The organism is Salmonella sp. SAL03688 (assembly GCF_046551895.1).
Classification (GTDB): Bacteria; Pseudomonadota; Gammaproteobacteria; order Enterobacterales; family Enterobacteriaceae; genus Salmonella; species Salmonella enterica.
Map to the genome: position 1 here is coordinate 313052 of NZ_JBGDVI010000002.1, position 14363 is coordinate 327414.

A 14363-nucleotide genomic window follows, 5' to 3' on the forward strand; every position below is an offset into this window, starting at 1 on the left:
GACAACCAGCAAAAATCCACCTGAATTGGAAGAATCCAGGTGAATAATGTCACTCGTATTGAGTGTAGGACATGTTGTAATATTTGCGCGATTTAACCCGGTATTGCTTGAAATAAAGGCATGGAAAATGTAACGTTATTTCCCATGCCCGTAAGGTTAAAAGTTCCAGTCTTCGTCTTCGGTTTCGACTGTTTTCCCCATCACATAAGATGAACCTGAGCCGGAAAAGAAATCATGGTTTTCGTCGGCATTCGGCGAGAGCGCGGCAAGGATTGCGGGATTCACGTCTGCCATCTCCGGCGGAAATAACGCCTCATAACCCAGGTTCATTAAGGCTTTATTGGCGTTGTAGCACAAGAAGGCTTTGACGTCGTTAACCCAGCCGGTTTCCGCATATAACGCTTCTGTGTAGCAGATTTCGTTGTCGTACAGTTCCATCAACAAATCGAGCGCGAAAAGCTTTAACTCTTCACGCTCGATTGCCGATAGTTTTTGTAGCGCTATCTGATACTTATAGCCAATATAATAACCGTGAACCGCTTCATCGCGAATGATTAAACGAATCAGGTCGGCAGTGTTCGTGAGCTTACCGCGGCTGGAGAAATACATTGGCAGCCAGAAGCCGGAATAGAACAGAAAAGACTCTAAAAAGACGCTGGCAATTTTTTTCTTTAGCGGTTCATCGCTGACGTAATGAGCCAAAATAATCTGCGCCTTACGCTGAAGCGGCGGGTTTTCTTCGCTCCAGGCGTAGGCGGCATCAACCTCTTTCGTCTGGCACAGCGTGGAAAAAATAGAACTGTAAGAGCGGGCGTGTACCGCTTCCATAAAGCTGATGTTCGACAGCACTGCCTCTTCATGCGGCGTGATGGCATCTGCCATTAACGACGGCGCGCCTGCGATGTTCTGGATAGTGTCGAGCAGCGTAAGACCCGTAAACACGCGAATGGTGAGCTGCTGTTCGGCGGCGCTCAGCGTCTGCCAGGCCGGAATATCATTCGACAACGGCACTTTTTCCGGCAGCCAGAAGTTACTGGTCAGCCGGTTCCACACCTCCAGATCTTTGTCGTCCTGGATCTTGTTCCAGTTGATGGCGCTAATACGAGATAATTTCATATGGCTTTCCTTATAGCGCGCAGGATACGCAGCCTTCAATTTCAGTACCTTCCAGCGCCAACTGGCGAAGCCGGATGTAATACAGTGACTTAATACCTTTTCGCCAGGCATAGATCTGCGCCTTGTTGATATCGCGGGTCGTGGCGGTATCGGGGAAAAACAGGGTGAGCGACAGCCCTTGATCGACGTGGCGCGTGGCCTCGGCATAGGTATCAATAATTTTTTCCGGACCGATATCGTAAGCATCCTGATACATGTCCAGATTTTCATTGGTCATAAACGGCGCGGGGTAATACACACGCCCGGTTTTGCCCTCTTTGCGAATCTCAATTTTGGCCACAATCGGATGAATGCTGGAGGTTGCATGATTAATGTAAGAAATCGAACCGGTCGGCGGCACCGCCTGCAAATTTTGGTTATAGATGCCATAGCGCATCACATCGTCGCGCAGCTTTAGCCACATTTCTCGTGTGGGCAGCGTAATGCCGCTGCGGGCAAATAGCGCCCTGACTTTCGCTGTTTTCGGTTGCCAGTCGTCCTGTAAATACTGCGTAAAATAGTCGCCGCTGGCATAGCGCGACTGCGCAAATCCGGCGAAGGTTTTGCCGCGTTCGCGGGCTAGCCGCATTGAAGTATGCACGGCATGCCAGGTAATGGTGTAAAAATAGAGATTGGTGAAATCCAACGCCTCCGGCGAACCGTAGGCAATGCCTTCTCTCGCCAGATAGCCATGCAGATTCATCTGGCCCAGACCGATGGCATGAGAGGCGGCATTACCGGCGGCTATTGAGGGCACGCTGCGTATATGGCTCATGTCCGACACCGCCGTCAGGCCGCGAATAGCGGTTTCTACGGTACGACCAATGTCCGGTGAATCCATGACGTGAGCGATATTCAGCGAGCCGAGATTGCAGGAGATGTCATGCCCGATGTGGGTATAGTCAAGGTTATCGTCGTAACGGGAGGCGCTATTGACCTGTAAAATTTCCGAGCACAGATTACTCATATTAATGCGCCCAGCAATGGGATTCGCGCGGTTTACCGTATCTTCAAACATGATGTAGGGATACCCGGATTCGAACTGAATTTCCGCCAGTGTTTGAAAAAAGTCGCGGGCGTTAATATAGGTTTTACGCACGTGCGGATCGGCAATTAATTCATCGTACCGTTCGCTAATGGCGATATCGCCAAACGGTTTGCCGTAGCGTCGTTGTACGTCATAGGGCGAAAAGAGCGCCATTTGCGCGTTTTCTTTCGCCAGCCGGAAGGTGATGTCCGGGATCACCACGCCGAGAGAGAGCGTTTTGATCCGGATTTTTTCGTCAGCGTTTTCCCGTTTGGTATCCAGAAAACGCAGAATATCCGGGTGGTGCGCATGGAGATAAACCGCGCCGGCCCCCTGGCGCGCGCCAAGCTGGTTGGCATACGAAAACGCGTCTTCCAGCATTTTCATCACCGGGATCACGCCGGAAGACTGATTCTCAATGCGTTTGATCGGCGCGCCCGCCTCGCGCAGATTGGAGAGTAAAAACGCGACGCCGCCGCCGCGTTTGGAGAGTTGTAGCGCCGAATTCACCGCCCGCCCGATCGACTCCATATTGTCTTCGATACGGAGCAGGAAGCAGGAGACCAGTTCCCCACGCTGCTGTTTGCCGCAATTTAAAAAAGTCGGGGTGGCGGGCTGAAAGCGACCAGAAAGCATTTCATCGGTCAGTTGGGTGGCCAGCGTTTCGTCACCCTGCGCCAGCGTCAACGCCACCATTGTCACCCGATCTTCAAAGTGTTCCAGATAACGTTTGCCGTCGAAGGTTTTCAGCGTGTAACTGGTATAGAACTTCCAGGCGCCAAGAAACGTCTGGAAGCGAAAGCCGCTGGCGTGGGCGTGCTCGAACAGGCGGAGGACGAAGGCGCGGTCGTAACGCGCGAGGACGGCGTCATCGTAATACCCTTCCCGAACCAGCGTCTCCAGACGTTCATGCTGGCTGGCAAACGTCACGGAATGCGGGCGGACGTGGGCGGCAAAGAAGGCGTCGATCGCCTGCTGGTCCTTGTCGAACTGAATATGGCCTGCTTTATCATAAAGATTCAGCATCGCGTTCAGGGCGTGGTAATCCATGGTTTCCTGCATTACGCGCTCCGGGGTAGTTGTTGCCAAAATTCATTTACTCCTTTTCGGACGTTATCGATGTCGCGTTGTGTGCCCATGAGCTCAAAGCGGTACAGCCAGGGTACGCCGCATTTTTGTGCTATCACATCGCCAGCGCATCCCCAGGCATCGCCGAAATTGCGATTACCGGAGGCAATGACGCCGCGAATGCGCGCCCGGTTGTGTTCATCATTTAAAAAGCGGATCACCTGTCGCGGCACCGCACCGGCCATCCCGCCGCCGCCGTATGACGGCACAACCAGAATGTACGGTTCGTCTACCTGAATTCGCTCCCGTTCATTGAGCGGAATACGCGTGGCAGGCAGCCCCAGACGCTGCATAAAACGGTGCGTATTTTCAGAGCTGCTGGAGAAGTAGACGAGCGCGCTCATGCGTTTACCGCGTGGGGTGTCGGGTGCAGACGGTTAATCATGTCCGGGCGGAAGCCAGACCAGCTCAAATCGCCCGCCATCACCACCGGTAATTGACGAAACCCTTGCGCCCGGAGCGTATCCGCTGCATCCGGCACCAGATCGACGTTCACCATCTCAAATTCAAATCCACGGCTTTCCATCGCCCGCTTTGTGGCGTGGCACTGAACACAGTTATTGCGAGTGTAAATAGTAATGCTCATGATTCGTATTTCCATTTAAAATGAGAAAACGGCGCGATGAAACGCGTCGGATTGTCGTGTATTGATACAGGGAATACTAGATGTAGTTGAATTAAGATTCAACCATACAAGATATGGGAATTTTCGATTGATTTTAACGTCGCTGATGAACGCAGCGGGGTAGGGGCGGCATGGCTAATTTTTGCCGGATGTCGGCGTGAACGCCCGATCCGGCCTGCAGGTTGACGCATAACAGAGTTGGCTGACATCAGCGCCATCCGGCAACAATGCGTCACATTCGCATACCGATCGCCAGACGGTTAAAGCAGTTCATTAAACCGATGGCGAAGGTCAGATCGCTGATTTCACGCGCGCTGAAATGATCGAGCAGCGGCAGGTAAACATTATCTTCGGCGTGGGTTTCAGCAATGTACGTCACCGATTCCGCCCAGGCTAACGCCGCGCACTCTTGCTCGCTGAAATGGTGGCTTACCCGCCATCCTGCCAGCGCATCTAATTTAGCTTGATTTACGCCAGCCTTACGCAGCGCTTTACTGTGCATCTCCAGGCAAAATGCACAGCCATTTATTTGCGAAACACGCAGGTAAATCAGCTCCATTAGAGTGAGGTCAAGCGTGCTCTTTTCCAGCGCGTTTTTCGCCTGCACCAGAGCGCTATAAACCTCCGGGCTCAGTTCATAATAGGGTTGGCGTAACGTCGTCATCATGTTTCTCCTCGTGTTGATGACGAGCACTGTAGCACTATAATGGTCTGTAAAAGAGAGCCATATTTTTACAGAAAAAGCAGACCATATGCCGCGCTATCAGCACATCGCTCGTCAGTTAAAAACGGCCATTGAGCAAGGAGAACTCGCGCCCGGAACGCGTTTGCCTTCCAGTCGGACGTGGGCGCAGGAACTGGGCGTTTCTCGCGCCACGGTGGAAAATGCCTATGGCGAGCTGGTGGCGCAGGGCTGGCTGGAGCGACGTGGCCAGGCAGGCACGTTTGTGAGCAACGCTCTACGGTTTGAGACGGCGCCGCCGATACCCGCTGTTTTTGCCGGAGAAAGTCCGGAGCCGAAACCCTTTCAGATGGGGTTACCGGCGCTGGATCTCTTTCCACGCGAGAAGTGGGCGCGAGTAATGGGGCGTCGGTTGCGCACGCAGACACGCTTCGATCTGGCATTAGGCGACGTCTGCGGCGAGGCGATTTTGCGCCAGGCGATAGTCGATTACCTGCGGGTTTCGCGTAGCATTGAATGTCTGCCGGAACAGGTATTTATTACCTCCGGTTATGCGGATTCTATGCGGCTAATCCTGCGTACATTGTCTGTGCCGGGAGACAGCATGTGGGTGGAAGATCCCGGCTTTCCGTTAATTCGCCCGGTGATAACGCAGGAGGGGATTACGCTGGCGCCGATTCCGGTCGATGCCGATGGGCTGAATGTCGCGGCGGGGATGCGGGATTGCCCGCAGGGACGCTTTGCATTGGTGACGCCCGCCCATCAAAGTCCGTTGGGGGTGGCGCTGTCGTTAACTCGCCGACGGCAACTTCTGGCATGGGCGGCGAATGTGCAGGCCTGGATTATTGAAGATGACTACGACAGCGAATTTCGTTATCACGGTAAACCGCTTCCGCCGCTCAAGAGTCTGGATGCCCCGCAGCGAGTGATTTACGCCGGAACGTTCAGTAAGTCGCTCTTTCCGGCATTACGTACCGCCTGGCTGGTGGTGCCGATAAAGCAGATTGAGCCTTTCCGCCAGCAGGTGTCGCTGATGCCCTGTAGCGTACCGTTGTTATGGCAGCACACGCTGGCTGATTTTATCCGTGATGGCCATTTCTGGCGGCATCTGAAAAAGATGCGTCAACATTATGCTCAGCGACGGTTATGGATTGAAGAGGCGCTGGCAGAACAGGGATTTGTCGTGACATTACAGAAAGGCGGTATTCAACTGGTTATTGAGGTTGAAGGCGATGATAAAGCGCAGGTAGCGAAAGCGAATCAGGCCGGACTGGCGGTACAGGCGCTAAGCCGTTGGCGAGTGGTTTCGTCAGGAAAGGGGGGCATTTTACTGTCGTTTACCAATATTACTTCCGCCGCCATGGCGAAACAGGTCGCATGGCAGCTTCGGCAGGCGATACGGTAACCGTTTCGCCGAATGGCGCGACCTGGGCCTGCGGCAATGATGCAGGCCCAATAAAGTATGTCGCCATCCGGCAGCGCACGTCGTTAGCGACGCAGGCTAAGCAGCGCCCCGATAAAAATCCCTACCGCTGCGGCGGTTCCTACGCTACACCAGGGTTTTTCACGCACAAACGTATCCGCGCACCCCATCGCATCACAGGCGGCTTGTTTTACGCGAGTACGACCCTGCATCCGCGCTCGGGTCTCTTTCAGCAACGCCTGTGCTTTACGTCGCGCAGCCTCGGCTTCGTCTTTCGCATCGCTTCCCCAGGATTTAAGGACATCTTCCAGACTGTCGGCTAATCGATTGACATCATTCTGAATATCCTGAACACCATCATCGACGTCGTTTCGGTTCGGTTTGTTAAGCATATGATCCTCCATTGATTTCGATGTAGCTTTCAGTGTAGTTCATATTTTTACCTGCTGAGGCTTGTTACGGCGATATCATGCGTTTCTGGACTTTTCTGAAAGCGTTGATAACGCGCTATCGGGTAAGGTAAGCCCGCAGTAAAAGAGAATGAGGATAAAATATGTATTTACGACCTGACGAGGTGGCGCGGGTACTGGAAAAGGCAGGGTTTACCGTCGATGTGGTGACGAATAAGACGTATGGTTATCGACGCGGCGAGAATTATGTTTATGTTAACCGCGAGGCGCGTATGGGGCGTACCGCGCTGATCATTCACCCCAGATTAAAAGACCGTAGCTCATCACTGGCTGACCCGGCTTCGGATATTAAAACCTGCGATCACTACCAAAATTTTCCGCTCTATTTAGGCGGCGAGACCCACGAACATTACGGTATTCCCCACGGCTTTAGCTCCCGAATAGCGTTAGAACGTTATCTGAATGGGCTTTTTGGCGACGAAAAAAGCGACTAAAAGCGCGACTGGCAAAGCCAGTCGCGACGTTAACTTATGCCTTAGCCTGATGATAGCTGCTCACTTTAAACAGGCGACGACAATAATCCAGGAAGTAGCCATAAACCGCGCCCATTAACATTGAAACAACAATGTTTGAACTCACGGCGGCCACTATCTGATGCCAGCCGGCACCGACGGTCAGCAAGATGATAATATAAACGGGTGACTGAAAGGTGACATAAGCCAATACATCCGCCAGGTTTTTGGCCCATCCCGCCGGGCTTGCCTTACGCGCGACGCGCATAATCAGATCGCGGTAAACGCCGTATGGCCATGCAATCAAAATGTTGACAGGTATCGCCACCAGCCTGGAAGAAAGCGACTGCTCAAAGCTCATTCCGGAGAGGAATATCTCGATCAACATGTTCACAACAGAACAGTAAACAACCATCGCAAACGTGTCTGCTACGGCATGACGCAAGCGTGACTGTGGAGAGAACATGTTAATGCTCCTTGTGGCGTATCAATCAGAATGAGGTGATGGTTGGTAGTGAAATCATAAAGCACTTTTGTCTTTGCATAGAGTATATCCCTATATAATAACTATCAACTAGTGTAATATTTTTATTTATAGGCTTTTTGTCGATAAAATACTCTGTGTTTGTTTGTTTTTTGCTCGCGGCGAGATTTTCGTTGTTGTTAGTCATTAATTACTTTTAAATCAATGCATTATAATGCATTGTTTTTCTGGCGATTTTCAGCCACATTCCAAATGTTGTCAGATGCGATGTATTCTCGGCTAACGGCACGCGCTCTACTTTTCTCAGCATAATTATAGCTATTGCAGGGGCATTTTTAGCATAAAGCTCTGATGATGATTTTTGAATGGTTAATCTATTATTGTGCTGAAATATTCACTTCTGTATAAGGTCAGCCACCGTGAGGGCCACCGCGGTTACTGAGATACGCAATACGCTATATACGCTATGGATTTCGAGTTGTTTAAAGGCGGCAAGGGAGTGAATCCCCAGGAGCATAGATAACGATGTGACTGGGGGGGGAGCGACAAATCTGCGGGGAGCAGATTTGAACGTCGCGTGCGACGACCCGTCAGGGCGAGGCCTATGGATGGGCCGGGTAATCCGTAGCCAACACATAAGCAACTTGAAGAATGAAGGGTATAAACAGCCGAACGGGAAACCTACAGATATACCGTAGGCAGAATAACCTGAAACACACAGGGGGTAATGAATATAACCTTCTGGTTAACAGATTAATATAATTAATCGAGTTATACTGAGTATATCTGTATGAACTTTAGGATCTGGAAATATAATCAATAATCGCATACAATACCGCCTGTAATAGTTTTTGTTTTCTGCGTTAAAAGGTTTTTATTGATATGAATTTGATGTTACAGAACTTAAATAATATCCGCACGCTGCGCGCTATGGCTCGCGAATTCTCCATTGACGTTCTTGAAGAAATGCTCGAAAAATTCAGGGTTGTCACTAAAGAAAGACGCGAAGAAGAAGAATTGCAGCAACGCCAGCTTGCCGAGAAGCAGGAGAAAATTAATGCCTTTCTGGAGCTGATGAAAGCAGACGGTATTAACCCGGAAGAGTTATTTGCCATGGATTCAGCAATGCCGCGTTCTGCTAAAAAGCGCCAGCCGCGTCCGGCAAAATATCGTTTTACTGATTTCAATGGCGAAGAAAAAACCTGGACCGGACAAGGTCGTACGCCTAAACCGATTGCCCAGGCGCTGGCGGCGGGGAAATCTCTGGATGATTTCTTAATCTAATCACGGATAACCTTTAACTGATGGCGCTTCGTTTCCTGTCTCTATTAATCGGGACTCAGGGAACGTTGCGCCATGCTCATTCTGATAAATCAGCACACGCCAAAATCGCCCTCTTCGCAATAGGGGGTGACATCTGCCGCTTTGAGGATCAATTTTTCGCCCTGCTCATTACCGACCTGTACCGCGACAATATGATCCTCGTTGACTTCAATCACTTTCAGTTTCGGCCCCCCCATTCGGGGCTGTACAAAATCGCCTGGTGTGAACATCACGCCCTCCTGTTGAACAATGCTATAAACCCGCCTTCAGTCTACTACACACTTACCGACGCGTGGTGAAGGTACCGCTTAATGAGTACGGGTATTCCAGGGCATTTTTTCCAGTAGTCGCGCCATTCCGCAGAAGCCGGTCATGCCTGCCAGCATTAACCCGGCCCCGACAAAACCGCTAATGAGGAAAAAGCCGCCGTGGACCGTATAGCCCAGAATCACCCCAAGCAACGTCAACCCGCCGGCGGCGATTTGCACCTGACGCATCAGCGGCAACGGTTGCGATTTGTCTTCTGTGACGGGCAATCCTGCCGCTTTCCATCCGTCGATACCGCCTTCCAGTAGACTGACCTGAGCTGGGGCGGCAATGGCCTGTAGTTTTGCTGCATTGCTGCTGGTTCGTTTACCTGACTGACAGTGAAAAATAATCTGTTCCGCTCGCAGATTGGCGGGCAAATCGCCCTGTTCAAGCCGGGAAAGCGGCGCCAGTTGCGCATGTGGAATATGCTCGCGCAGATATTCGTCGGCGTCGCGTACATCAATCAGTTTCGCGCCTTGCGCTATCAGCGCTTGCGCCTCACGGGGGGAAACTATCCCAATGGACATCGTGCCTCCTTATGGACAATAGAGATTCTTTAACGTGGCGATAAGCGTATTAACCGCCTCATTTTTAATGAAATAGTGAATGCGCTGGGCATCGCGTTGACTATCAATCAGCCCTTCTTCCCGCATCCGCGCCAGATGCTGCGACGTCGCGGAGGGGCTTAGCCCGGTAATGCGCGCCAGTTCGCCTGCGCTGGTTTTTGGCGAACCGCAAAGCATACATAAAATCAGTAATCTTTTTGGGTGGCTCATCGCTTTGAGCAGGGCCGCCGCCTGTTCTGCGCTGGCCTGAAGTTGTTCAAGCTCTGTCATAGTTATTTAAGTATTTTCTAAATTTAGTTAATTCTAAAATAAACATCAACCTGATGCCAGCGTAAAAAGCGTAAAGGAGGGTAAAAGCGCGGCGCGCGACTGGCAGGCTCAGGTAAACTGACTATGCTTAGAGATAAAATCTCTTTTTAAACAATGACTAATTTTGCTTGTATGGAGTGTATATGGGTTTCTGGAGAATTGTATTTACGATTATTTTGCCTCCGCTCGGCGTACTTTTAGGAAAAGGGTTCGGTTGGGCATTTATCCTTAATATCCTGCTGACATTACTCGGATATATTCCGGGGCTTATCCACGCATTTTGGGTTCAGATGCGTCATTAATTACCGGCCACCGGCGGCGCATAAGCGCCGCTTATCAGGATAACCTCATTCCCTCTGCTACACTTTTCTTTGTGTGTATTTTTGACAAGCGAGGTGAATATGGGACTTTTCAATTTTGTAAAAGATGCAGGTGAAAAACTCTGGGACGCGGTAACCGCTAATCATGATAAGGACGATCAGGCGAAAAAAGTCCAGGAACATTTAAATAAAACGGGAATACCCGACGCTGATAAAGTGAATGTGCAAATTGCGGATGGAAAAGCGACAGTGACGGGGGATGGGCTGAGTCAGGAGGCAAAAGAAAAAATTCTGGTTGCCGTGGGGAATATCGCCGGGATTAGCAGCGTTGACGATCAGGTTAAAACCACGACGCCAGCGGCTGAAAGTCAGTTTTATACCGTAAAATCAGGCGACACCCTGAGCGCTATTTCAAAGCAAGTGTATGGTAACGCCAATCTGTATAATAAAATCTTCGAGGCAAATAAACCGATGCTGAAAAGCCCGGAAAAAATATATCCGGGACAAGTGTTGCGTATTCCTGAAGAATAATGGCTATCAGGCCGCGCCAGGCTACATTTTCCCTGCCATCGCCTGGCGAATAATGGGAATCGGCGTCAGCAAATGCTGACGCATTAATTCGCTGGCGCGTGCCGCCTCGCGCGCCAGTATCGCTTCGGTTAGCGTGTGATGCTGGATATGTTTATCTTCCAGCATCTCGACGGACAGAACGGTTTCACGTAACCAAATAAAGCGGTAGCGGGCCGCCAGGTCAAATAAGCGTTCGCGCATCTGTAGCAGATAGTGGGAGCCGCACCCGGCGACAATGGCGGAATGGAACGCCTGGTGGCGCTGATCCCATTCATCGAGCATATGTTCACTGGCATCGCTGGCTTCCAGTTTACTGAGCATATGCGCTCGCGCCAGGATCTCCGCCTCCCACGCATCATCGCCGCGTTCAATCGCCAGGCGTACCAGCATCGCTTCCATATTGGCGCGCGCGTCAAAAATATCGAGGAGTTCCGCCTCTGACATGGATGCCACGCGATAGCCTTTTTGATTCACCACGGTGACCAGCCGTTCCGCCACCAGTTGTGACAGCGCCTCGCGCAGCGGCCCTACGCCAAGCGCATAGCGGGCGGTTAATAAACTCATCCGCAGTTTCTCATCCGGCTGATAAGTGCCGCGAATAATGTCATTTTTAAGCCAGCGATAGCCATCTATGGCCGTCGGTTGGGAAAGGGCGGTCATCTTTTACTCCTGAGAAGCTTCCCGGCTGACGCCGGGAATAACTAACGTAGGTTTTGCAGGGGGGCTTTTTGCCACCTTATCAGTTTTTTCCAGCGAGACATAATGGGGACAGTACCTATTATGCCCAGCCCTAACAGCCCGGTCGAAATGACTTCTAGTTGCTGTGCCGGTCGAAACAGCATCACCACCAGGACAAAGCAGATAAAGCCGATAACCAGCCAGGTGAGCCACGGATAAAGCCACATTTTCAGCTTAATTTCTCCGCCCTGCGCCAGCAGAATTTTACGCATCCGCAATTGCGAAATCGCAATCACCAGATAGACCAGCAGCGCGATGGCGCCGGAACTGTCGATAAGAAATTTAAACACTTTTGCCGGGGCATAATAATTGACGATAACGGTTAAAAAGGCCGCGCCGGTAGAGAGGAGAACCGCTACCCAGGGCGTTTTGCTACGGTTAGTTTTTCCCATTATCGCAGGCGCATCGCCGCGGCGGCTAAGGGAATAGAGCATCCGGGAGGCGGTATATAATGCGGAGTTCAGACAACTGGTCACCGACAACAAAATCACGCAGTCCATAATGAATTTTGCGTGCGGAATATGAAGCAGCTCCAGTACCGAGCGGTACGAACCTACGCTTTTCAGACCCGGCATATTCCACGGGATCAGCGCCACCACCACAAAAATGGAACACAAGTAAAAGATGGAAATTCGCCAGATAACAGAATTGGTGGCGCGTACGATATGTTTATCCGGCGTATCGGATTCCGCGGCAGCAATAGTGACGATTTCCGCGCCCATAAAAGAGAACATGGTGATCAACATGGCGCTTAACACCGCGCCGAAGCCGTTAGGCATAAAACCACCGTGATCCCATAGCCGGGAGATACCGCTTACCTCAGCATACGGATAAAAACCGCTAATCGCTGTCGCGCCCAGCGCGATAAACGCCAGAATGGCAATTACTTTACATAGCGCCAGCCAGAATTCGAACTCGCCGTAATTTTTGACGCTCAATAAATTGCTTCCGGTTAAGGCAAGCGTAATCACTAATGAAAATAGCCATACCGGAATACCCGGTATCCATGAATTCAGAATAATGGCGGCAATATTGGCCTCCAGCGGAATAACCAGCACCCAAAACCACCAGTATAACCAGCCGATGGTATACCCGGCCCAGGGGCCGATCGCTTTATCCGCATAGGTGGAAAAAGAACCGGTATCCGGTGTGGCGACGGCCATTTCAGCCAGCATTCGCATAATCATGACGACTAAAAGTCCTGCGAACAGATAGGCCAGCAGTACCGCAGGGCCGGCCTCCGCAATCGCCACGCTGGAACCGACAAACAGGCTGGCGCCGATGACGCCGGCGATCGATAACATGGTGACGTGGCGTGATTTCAGCCCGCCCCCTAATGCATGTGATTCTGACAATTGCCCCATCCTAAAACCTCTTTATTGTTATTGCGCTCGTTTACCGGATGGCGCCTGGCTTATTCGGCCTACAATCGAAACGGTTTTTGTAGGCCGGATAAGACAGTTACGTCGCCACCCGACGCTGCTTATTGGACATTACGCTTGTTTCGCCTCATCAAAGCACTGGGCGATAATCTCCAGGCCTTGCCGAATCTGCGAGGCCTCAATAGTGAGTGGAACGAGGATGCGCAAGATGTTGTAGTAAGGACCGCAGGAGAGCAGAATTAACCCTTTCTCGCGGGCGCGGGTCACAATGTCGGCGGTCAGAGCCGCGTTCGGTTTGCCGGGGTCGCCATTTTCGAACAACTCAATGGCGATCATGGCGCCCAGTCCGCGCACGTCACCAATCTCACGGTGCGTTTCCGCTATCTCCATCAGGCCATCGCGCAGCGTTTTGCCAAGCGTATTCGCCTTTTGCAGTAGATTTTCCTGCTCGAAAATGTCCAGTACCGCCAGCGCGGCGGCGCAGGCAATCGGGTTTCCGGCATAGGTGCCGCCCAGCCCGCCCGGCGCGATAGCGTCCATCACGTCTGCCCGGCCGGTAACGCCTGCCAGCGGAAAGCCGCCGGCGATCGATTTCGCAAACGTGGTAATATCTGCCGCAACGCCCATCTGTTCCATGGCGAACAGCGTACCGGTCCGGCCCGCGCCGCTTTGCACTTCGTCGGCAATCAACATAATGCCGTGTTGGTCGCATAGCGCGCGCAGTCGCTGCATAAACGCGGGAGAGGCGGCGTAAAATCCGCCTTCGCCCTGTACCGGCTCAATAATAATGGCGGCGATATCTTCCGGCGCGGCATCATTTTTAAAGATGCGTTCAATGCTGGCGATCGCGTCGTCGTCGCTGATGTTGTGTAGCGGGCAAGGATAAAGCGCGCGGTAGACATGGCCTGGCATCAATCCCATACCAGCAGAGTACGGGTGTACTTTCCCGGTCAGAGAGAGCGTGTAGTGGGTACGACCGTGGTAAGCGCCGCTAAACGCGATAGCGCCGCTGCGTTTTGTTGCCGCGCGGGCGATTTTCACGGCGTTTTCAACCGCTTCTGAACCGGTCGTGACCAGCAACGTTTTTTTGGCGAAATCGCCCGGTACCTTCTGGTTCATGCGTTCGCACAACGCCAGATACGGTTCATAGGCCAGCACCTGAAAACAGGTATGGGACAGTTTCTTCAACTGCGCTTCGACCGCTGAAACAATGCCCGGATGTAAATGACCGGTGTTCAGGACGGCAATGCCGCCCGCGAAATCGAGATACTCACGGCCTTCGACATCCCAGACCCGACAATTTTCCGCCCGCTCGGCGAAAATTGGGTGAATCTGGCCCACGCCGCGAGGAACGGCGTTATGACGGCGCTGCATTAAAGCGTTATTGGTATTCATTAGCG

Annotated in this window: 18 protein-coding genes; 5 read left to right on the forward strand and 13 right to left on the reverse strand. The window is 51.8% G+C overall.

The features are described 5' to 3' along the window. Positions 1–156 precede the first annotated feature (156 nt). From nrdF to ACLJR2_RS03350, 5 genes are all read right to left on the reverse strand, one after another. Positions 157–1116, reverse strand: coding sequence for a class 1b ribonucleoside-diphosphate reductase subunit beta (gene nrdF / locus ACLJR2_RS03330; protein ID WP_000777901.1), 960 nt, complete (start codon positions 1114–1116; stop codon positions 157–159). A gap of 10 nt (positions 1117–1126) precedes the next feature. Then, complete coding sequence (nrdE, locus tag ACLJR2_RS03335; protein ID WP_000246622.1) at positions 1127–3271, reverse strand: class 1b ribonucleoside-diphosphate reductase subunit alpha; 2145 nt, start codon at positions 3269–3271, stop codon at positions 1127–1129. Further along, positions 3244–3654, reverse strand: coding sequence for a class Ib ribonucleoside-diphosphate reductase assembly flavoprotein NrdI (nrdI, locus tag ACLJR2_RS03340; protein ID WP_001275401.1), 411 nt, complete (start codon positions 3652–3654; stop codon positions 3244–3246). The genes nrdE and nrdI overlap by 28 nt, the downstream gene beginning before the upstream one ends. Then, positions 3651–3896: a glutaredoxin-like protein NrdH gene (gene nrdH, locus ACLJR2_RS03345; protein WP_000028871.1), complete on the reverse strand. Its 246-nt coding sequence runs from the start codon at positions 3894–3896 to the stop codon at positions 3651–3653. The genes nrdI and nrdH overlap by 4 nt, the downstream gene beginning before the upstream one ends. Before the next feature lie 271 nt (positions 3897–4167). After that, entirely contained in the window at positions 4168–4599 is a 432-nt protein-coding gene (locus ACLJR2_RS03350) for a carboxymuconolactone decarboxylase family protein (protein ID WP_000209809.1), read from the reverse strand. Between the two features lie 88 nt (positions 4600–4687). Here ACLJR2_RS03350 and ACLJR2_RS03355 point away from each other — a divergent pair, with 88 nt between their 5' ends. Beyond that, a complete protein-coding gene (locus tag ACLJR2_RS03355) occupies positions 4688–6022 on the forward strand; it encodes a PLP-dependent aminotransferase family protein (protein WP_001535008.1) in 1335 nt (444 codons plus the stop codon). Between the two features lie 83 nt (positions 6023–6105). On the opposite strand, the gene ACLJR2_RS03360 is transcribed toward ACLJR2_RS03355, so the two are convergent. After that, complete coding sequence (locus ACLJR2_RS03360) at positions 6106–6432, reverse strand: DUF883 domain-containing protein (RefSeq protein WP_001519557.1); 327 nt, start codon at positions 6430–6432, stop codon at positions 6106–6108. Positions 6433–6593: 161 nt separating this feature from the next. Between ACLJR2_RS03360 and ACLJR2_RS03365 the strand changes: the two genes are divergently transcribed. Further along, the gene (locus tag ACLJR2_RS03365; RefSeq protein WP_000281304.1) at positions 6594–6944 is read left to right on the forward strand and encodes a DUF2002 family protein; all 351 of its coding nucleotides are present in this window, start codon (positions 6594–6596) and stop codon (positions 6942–6944) included. Between the two features lie 34 nt (positions 6945–6978). On the opposite strand, the gene alaE is transcribed toward ACLJR2_RS03365, so the two are convergent. Then, entirely contained in the window at positions 6979–7428 is a 450-nt protein-coding gene (alaE, locus tag ACLJR2_RS03370) for an L-alanine exporter AlaE (protein WP_000492669.1), read from the reverse strand. Between the two features lie 900 nt (positions 7429–8328). Here alaE and stpA point away from each other — a divergent pair. Then, the gene (stpA, locus tag ACLJR2_RS03375; RefSeq protein WP_001051100.1) at positions 8329–8730 is read left to right on the forward strand and encodes a DNA-binding protein StpA; all 402 of its coding nucleotides are present in this window, start codon (positions 8329–8331) and stop codon (positions 8728–8730) included. Between the two features lie 89 nt (positions 8731–8819). Here the strand turns inward: stpA and ACLJR2_RS03380 are convergent, their stop codons facing one another. From ACLJR2_RS03380 to ACLJR2_RS03390, 3 genes are all read right to left on the reverse strand, one after another. Continuing rightward, positions 8820–8999, reverse strand: coding sequence for a hypothetical protein (locus ACLJR2_RS03380; protein ID WP_000494936.1), 180 nt, complete (start codon positions 8997–8999; stop codon positions 8820–8822). A gap of 78 nt (positions 9000–9077) precedes the next feature. Next, a complete protein-coding gene (locus ACLJR2_RS03385; protein ID WP_000022011.1) occupies positions 9078–9605 on the reverse strand; it encodes a rhodanese family protein in 528 nt (175 codons plus the stop codon). A 9-nt stretch (positions 9606–9614) separates the two neighbouring features. Further along, positions 9615–9914, reverse strand: a complete 300-nt coding sequence (locus tag ACLJR2_RS03390; RefSeq protein WP_000137433.1) for an ArsR/SmtB family transcription factor — start codon at positions 9912–9914, stop codon at positions 9615–9617. Between the two features lie 182 nt (positions 9915–10096). Between ACLJR2_RS03390 and ACLJR2_RS03395 the strand changes: the two genes are divergently transcribed. Then, positions 10097–10255, forward strand: coding sequence for a YqaE/Pmp3 family membrane protein (locus ACLJR2_RS03395; protein WP_000508175.1), 159 nt, complete (start codon positions 10097–10099; stop codon positions 10253–10255). Positions 10256–10354: 99 nt separating this feature from the next. Beyond that, the gene (lysM, locus tag ACLJR2_RS03400) at positions 10355–10804 is read left to right on the forward strand and encodes a peptidoglycan-binding protein LysM (protein WP_000522406.1); all 450 of its coding nucleotides are present in this window, start codon (positions 10355–10357) and stop codon (positions 10802–10804) included. Between the two features lie 21 nt (positions 10805–10825). Here the strand turns inward: lysM and csiR are convergent, their stop codons facing one another. From csiR to gabT, 3 genes are all read right to left on the reverse strand, one after another. After that, positions 10826–11503, reverse strand: coding sequence for a DNA-binding transcriptional regulator CsiR (gene csiR, locus ACLJR2_RS03405; RefSeq protein WP_000126152.1), 678 nt, complete (start codon positions 11501–11503; stop codon positions 10826–10828). Positions 11504–11544: 41 nt separating this feature from the next. Beyond that, positions 11545–12945 (reverse strand): GABA permease, encoded by a 1401-nt coding sequence (gene gabP / locus ACLJR2_RS03410; RefSeq protein ID WP_000531282.1) that lies wholly within the window; start codon positions 12943–12945, stop codon positions 11545–11547. Between the two features lie 129 nt (positions 12946–13074). Then, complete coding sequence (gene gabT / locus ACLJR2_RS03415) at positions 13075–14358, reverse strand: 4-aminobutyrate--2-oxoglutarate transaminase (RefSeq protein WP_001095556.1); 1284 nt, start codon at positions 14356–14358, stop codon at positions 13075–13077. Positions 14359–14363: the final 5 nt, after the last annotated feature.

Coding starts and splice junctions, on each gene's coding strand:
- nrdF (WP_000777901.1), bottom strand. CDS start 1,116: ATGAAATTATCTCGTATTAGCGCCATCAACTGGAACAAGATCCAGGAC.
- nrdI (WP_001275401.1), bottom strand. CDS start 3,654: ATGAGCGCGCTCGTCTACTTCTCCAGCAGCTCTGAAAATACGCACCGT.
- nrdH (WP_000028871.1), bottom strand. CDS start 3,896: ATGAGCATTACTATTTACACTCGCAATAACTGTGTTCAGTGCCACGCC.
- ACLJR2_RS03350 (WP_000209809.1), bottom strand. CDS start 4,599: ATGACGACGTTACGCCAACCCTATTATGAACTGAGCCCGGAGGTTTAT.
- ACLJR2_RS03355 (WP_001535008.1), top strand. CDS start 4,688: ATGCCGCGCTATCAGCACATCGCTCGTCAGTTAAAAACGGCCATTGAG.
- ACLJR2_RS03360 (WP_001519557.1), bottom strand. CDS start 6,432: ATGCTTAACAAACCGAACCGAAACGACGTCGATGATGGTGTTCAGGAT.
- ACLJR2_RS03365 (WP_000281304.1), top strand. CDS start 6,594: ATGTATTTACGACCTGACGAGGTGGCGCGGGTACTGGAAAAGGCAGGG.
- alaE (WP_000492669.1), bottom strand. CDS start 7,428: ATGTTCTCTCCACAGTCACGCTTGCGTCATGCCGTAGCAGACACGTTT.
- stpA (WP_001051100.1), top strand. CDS start 8,329: ATGAATTTGATGTTACAGAACTTAAATAATATCCGCACGCTGCGCGCT.
- ACLJR2_RS03380 (WP_000494936.1), bottom strand. CDS start 8,999: ATGTTCACACCAGGCGATTTTGTACAGCCCCGAATGGGGGGGCCGAAA.
- ACLJR2_RS03385 (WP_000022011.1), bottom strand. CDS start 9,605: ATGTCCATTGGGATAGTTTCCCCCCGTGAGGCGCAAGCGCTGATAGCG.
- ACLJR2_RS03390 (WP_000137433.1), bottom strand. CDS start 9,914: ATGACAGAGCTTGAACAACTTCAGGCCAGCGCAGAACAGGCGGCGGCC.
- ACLJR2_RS03395 (WP_000508175.1), top strand. CDS start 10,097: ATGGGTTTCTGGAGAATTGTATTTACGATTATTTTGCCTCCGCTCGGC.
- lysM (WP_000522406.1), top strand. CDS start 10,355: ATGGGACTTTTCAATTTTGTAAAAGATGCAGGTGAAAAACTCTGGGAC.
- csiR (WP_000126152.1), bottom strand. CDS start 11,503: ATGACCGCCCTTTCCCAACCGACGGCCATAGATGGCTATCGCTGGCTT.
- gabP (WP_000531282.1), bottom strand. CDS start 12,945: ATGGGGCAATTGTCAGAATCACATGCATTAGGGGGCGGGCTGAAATCA.
- gabT (WP_001095556.1), bottom strand. CDS start 14,358: ATGAATACCAATAACGCTTTAATGCAGCGCCGTCATAACGCCGTTCCT.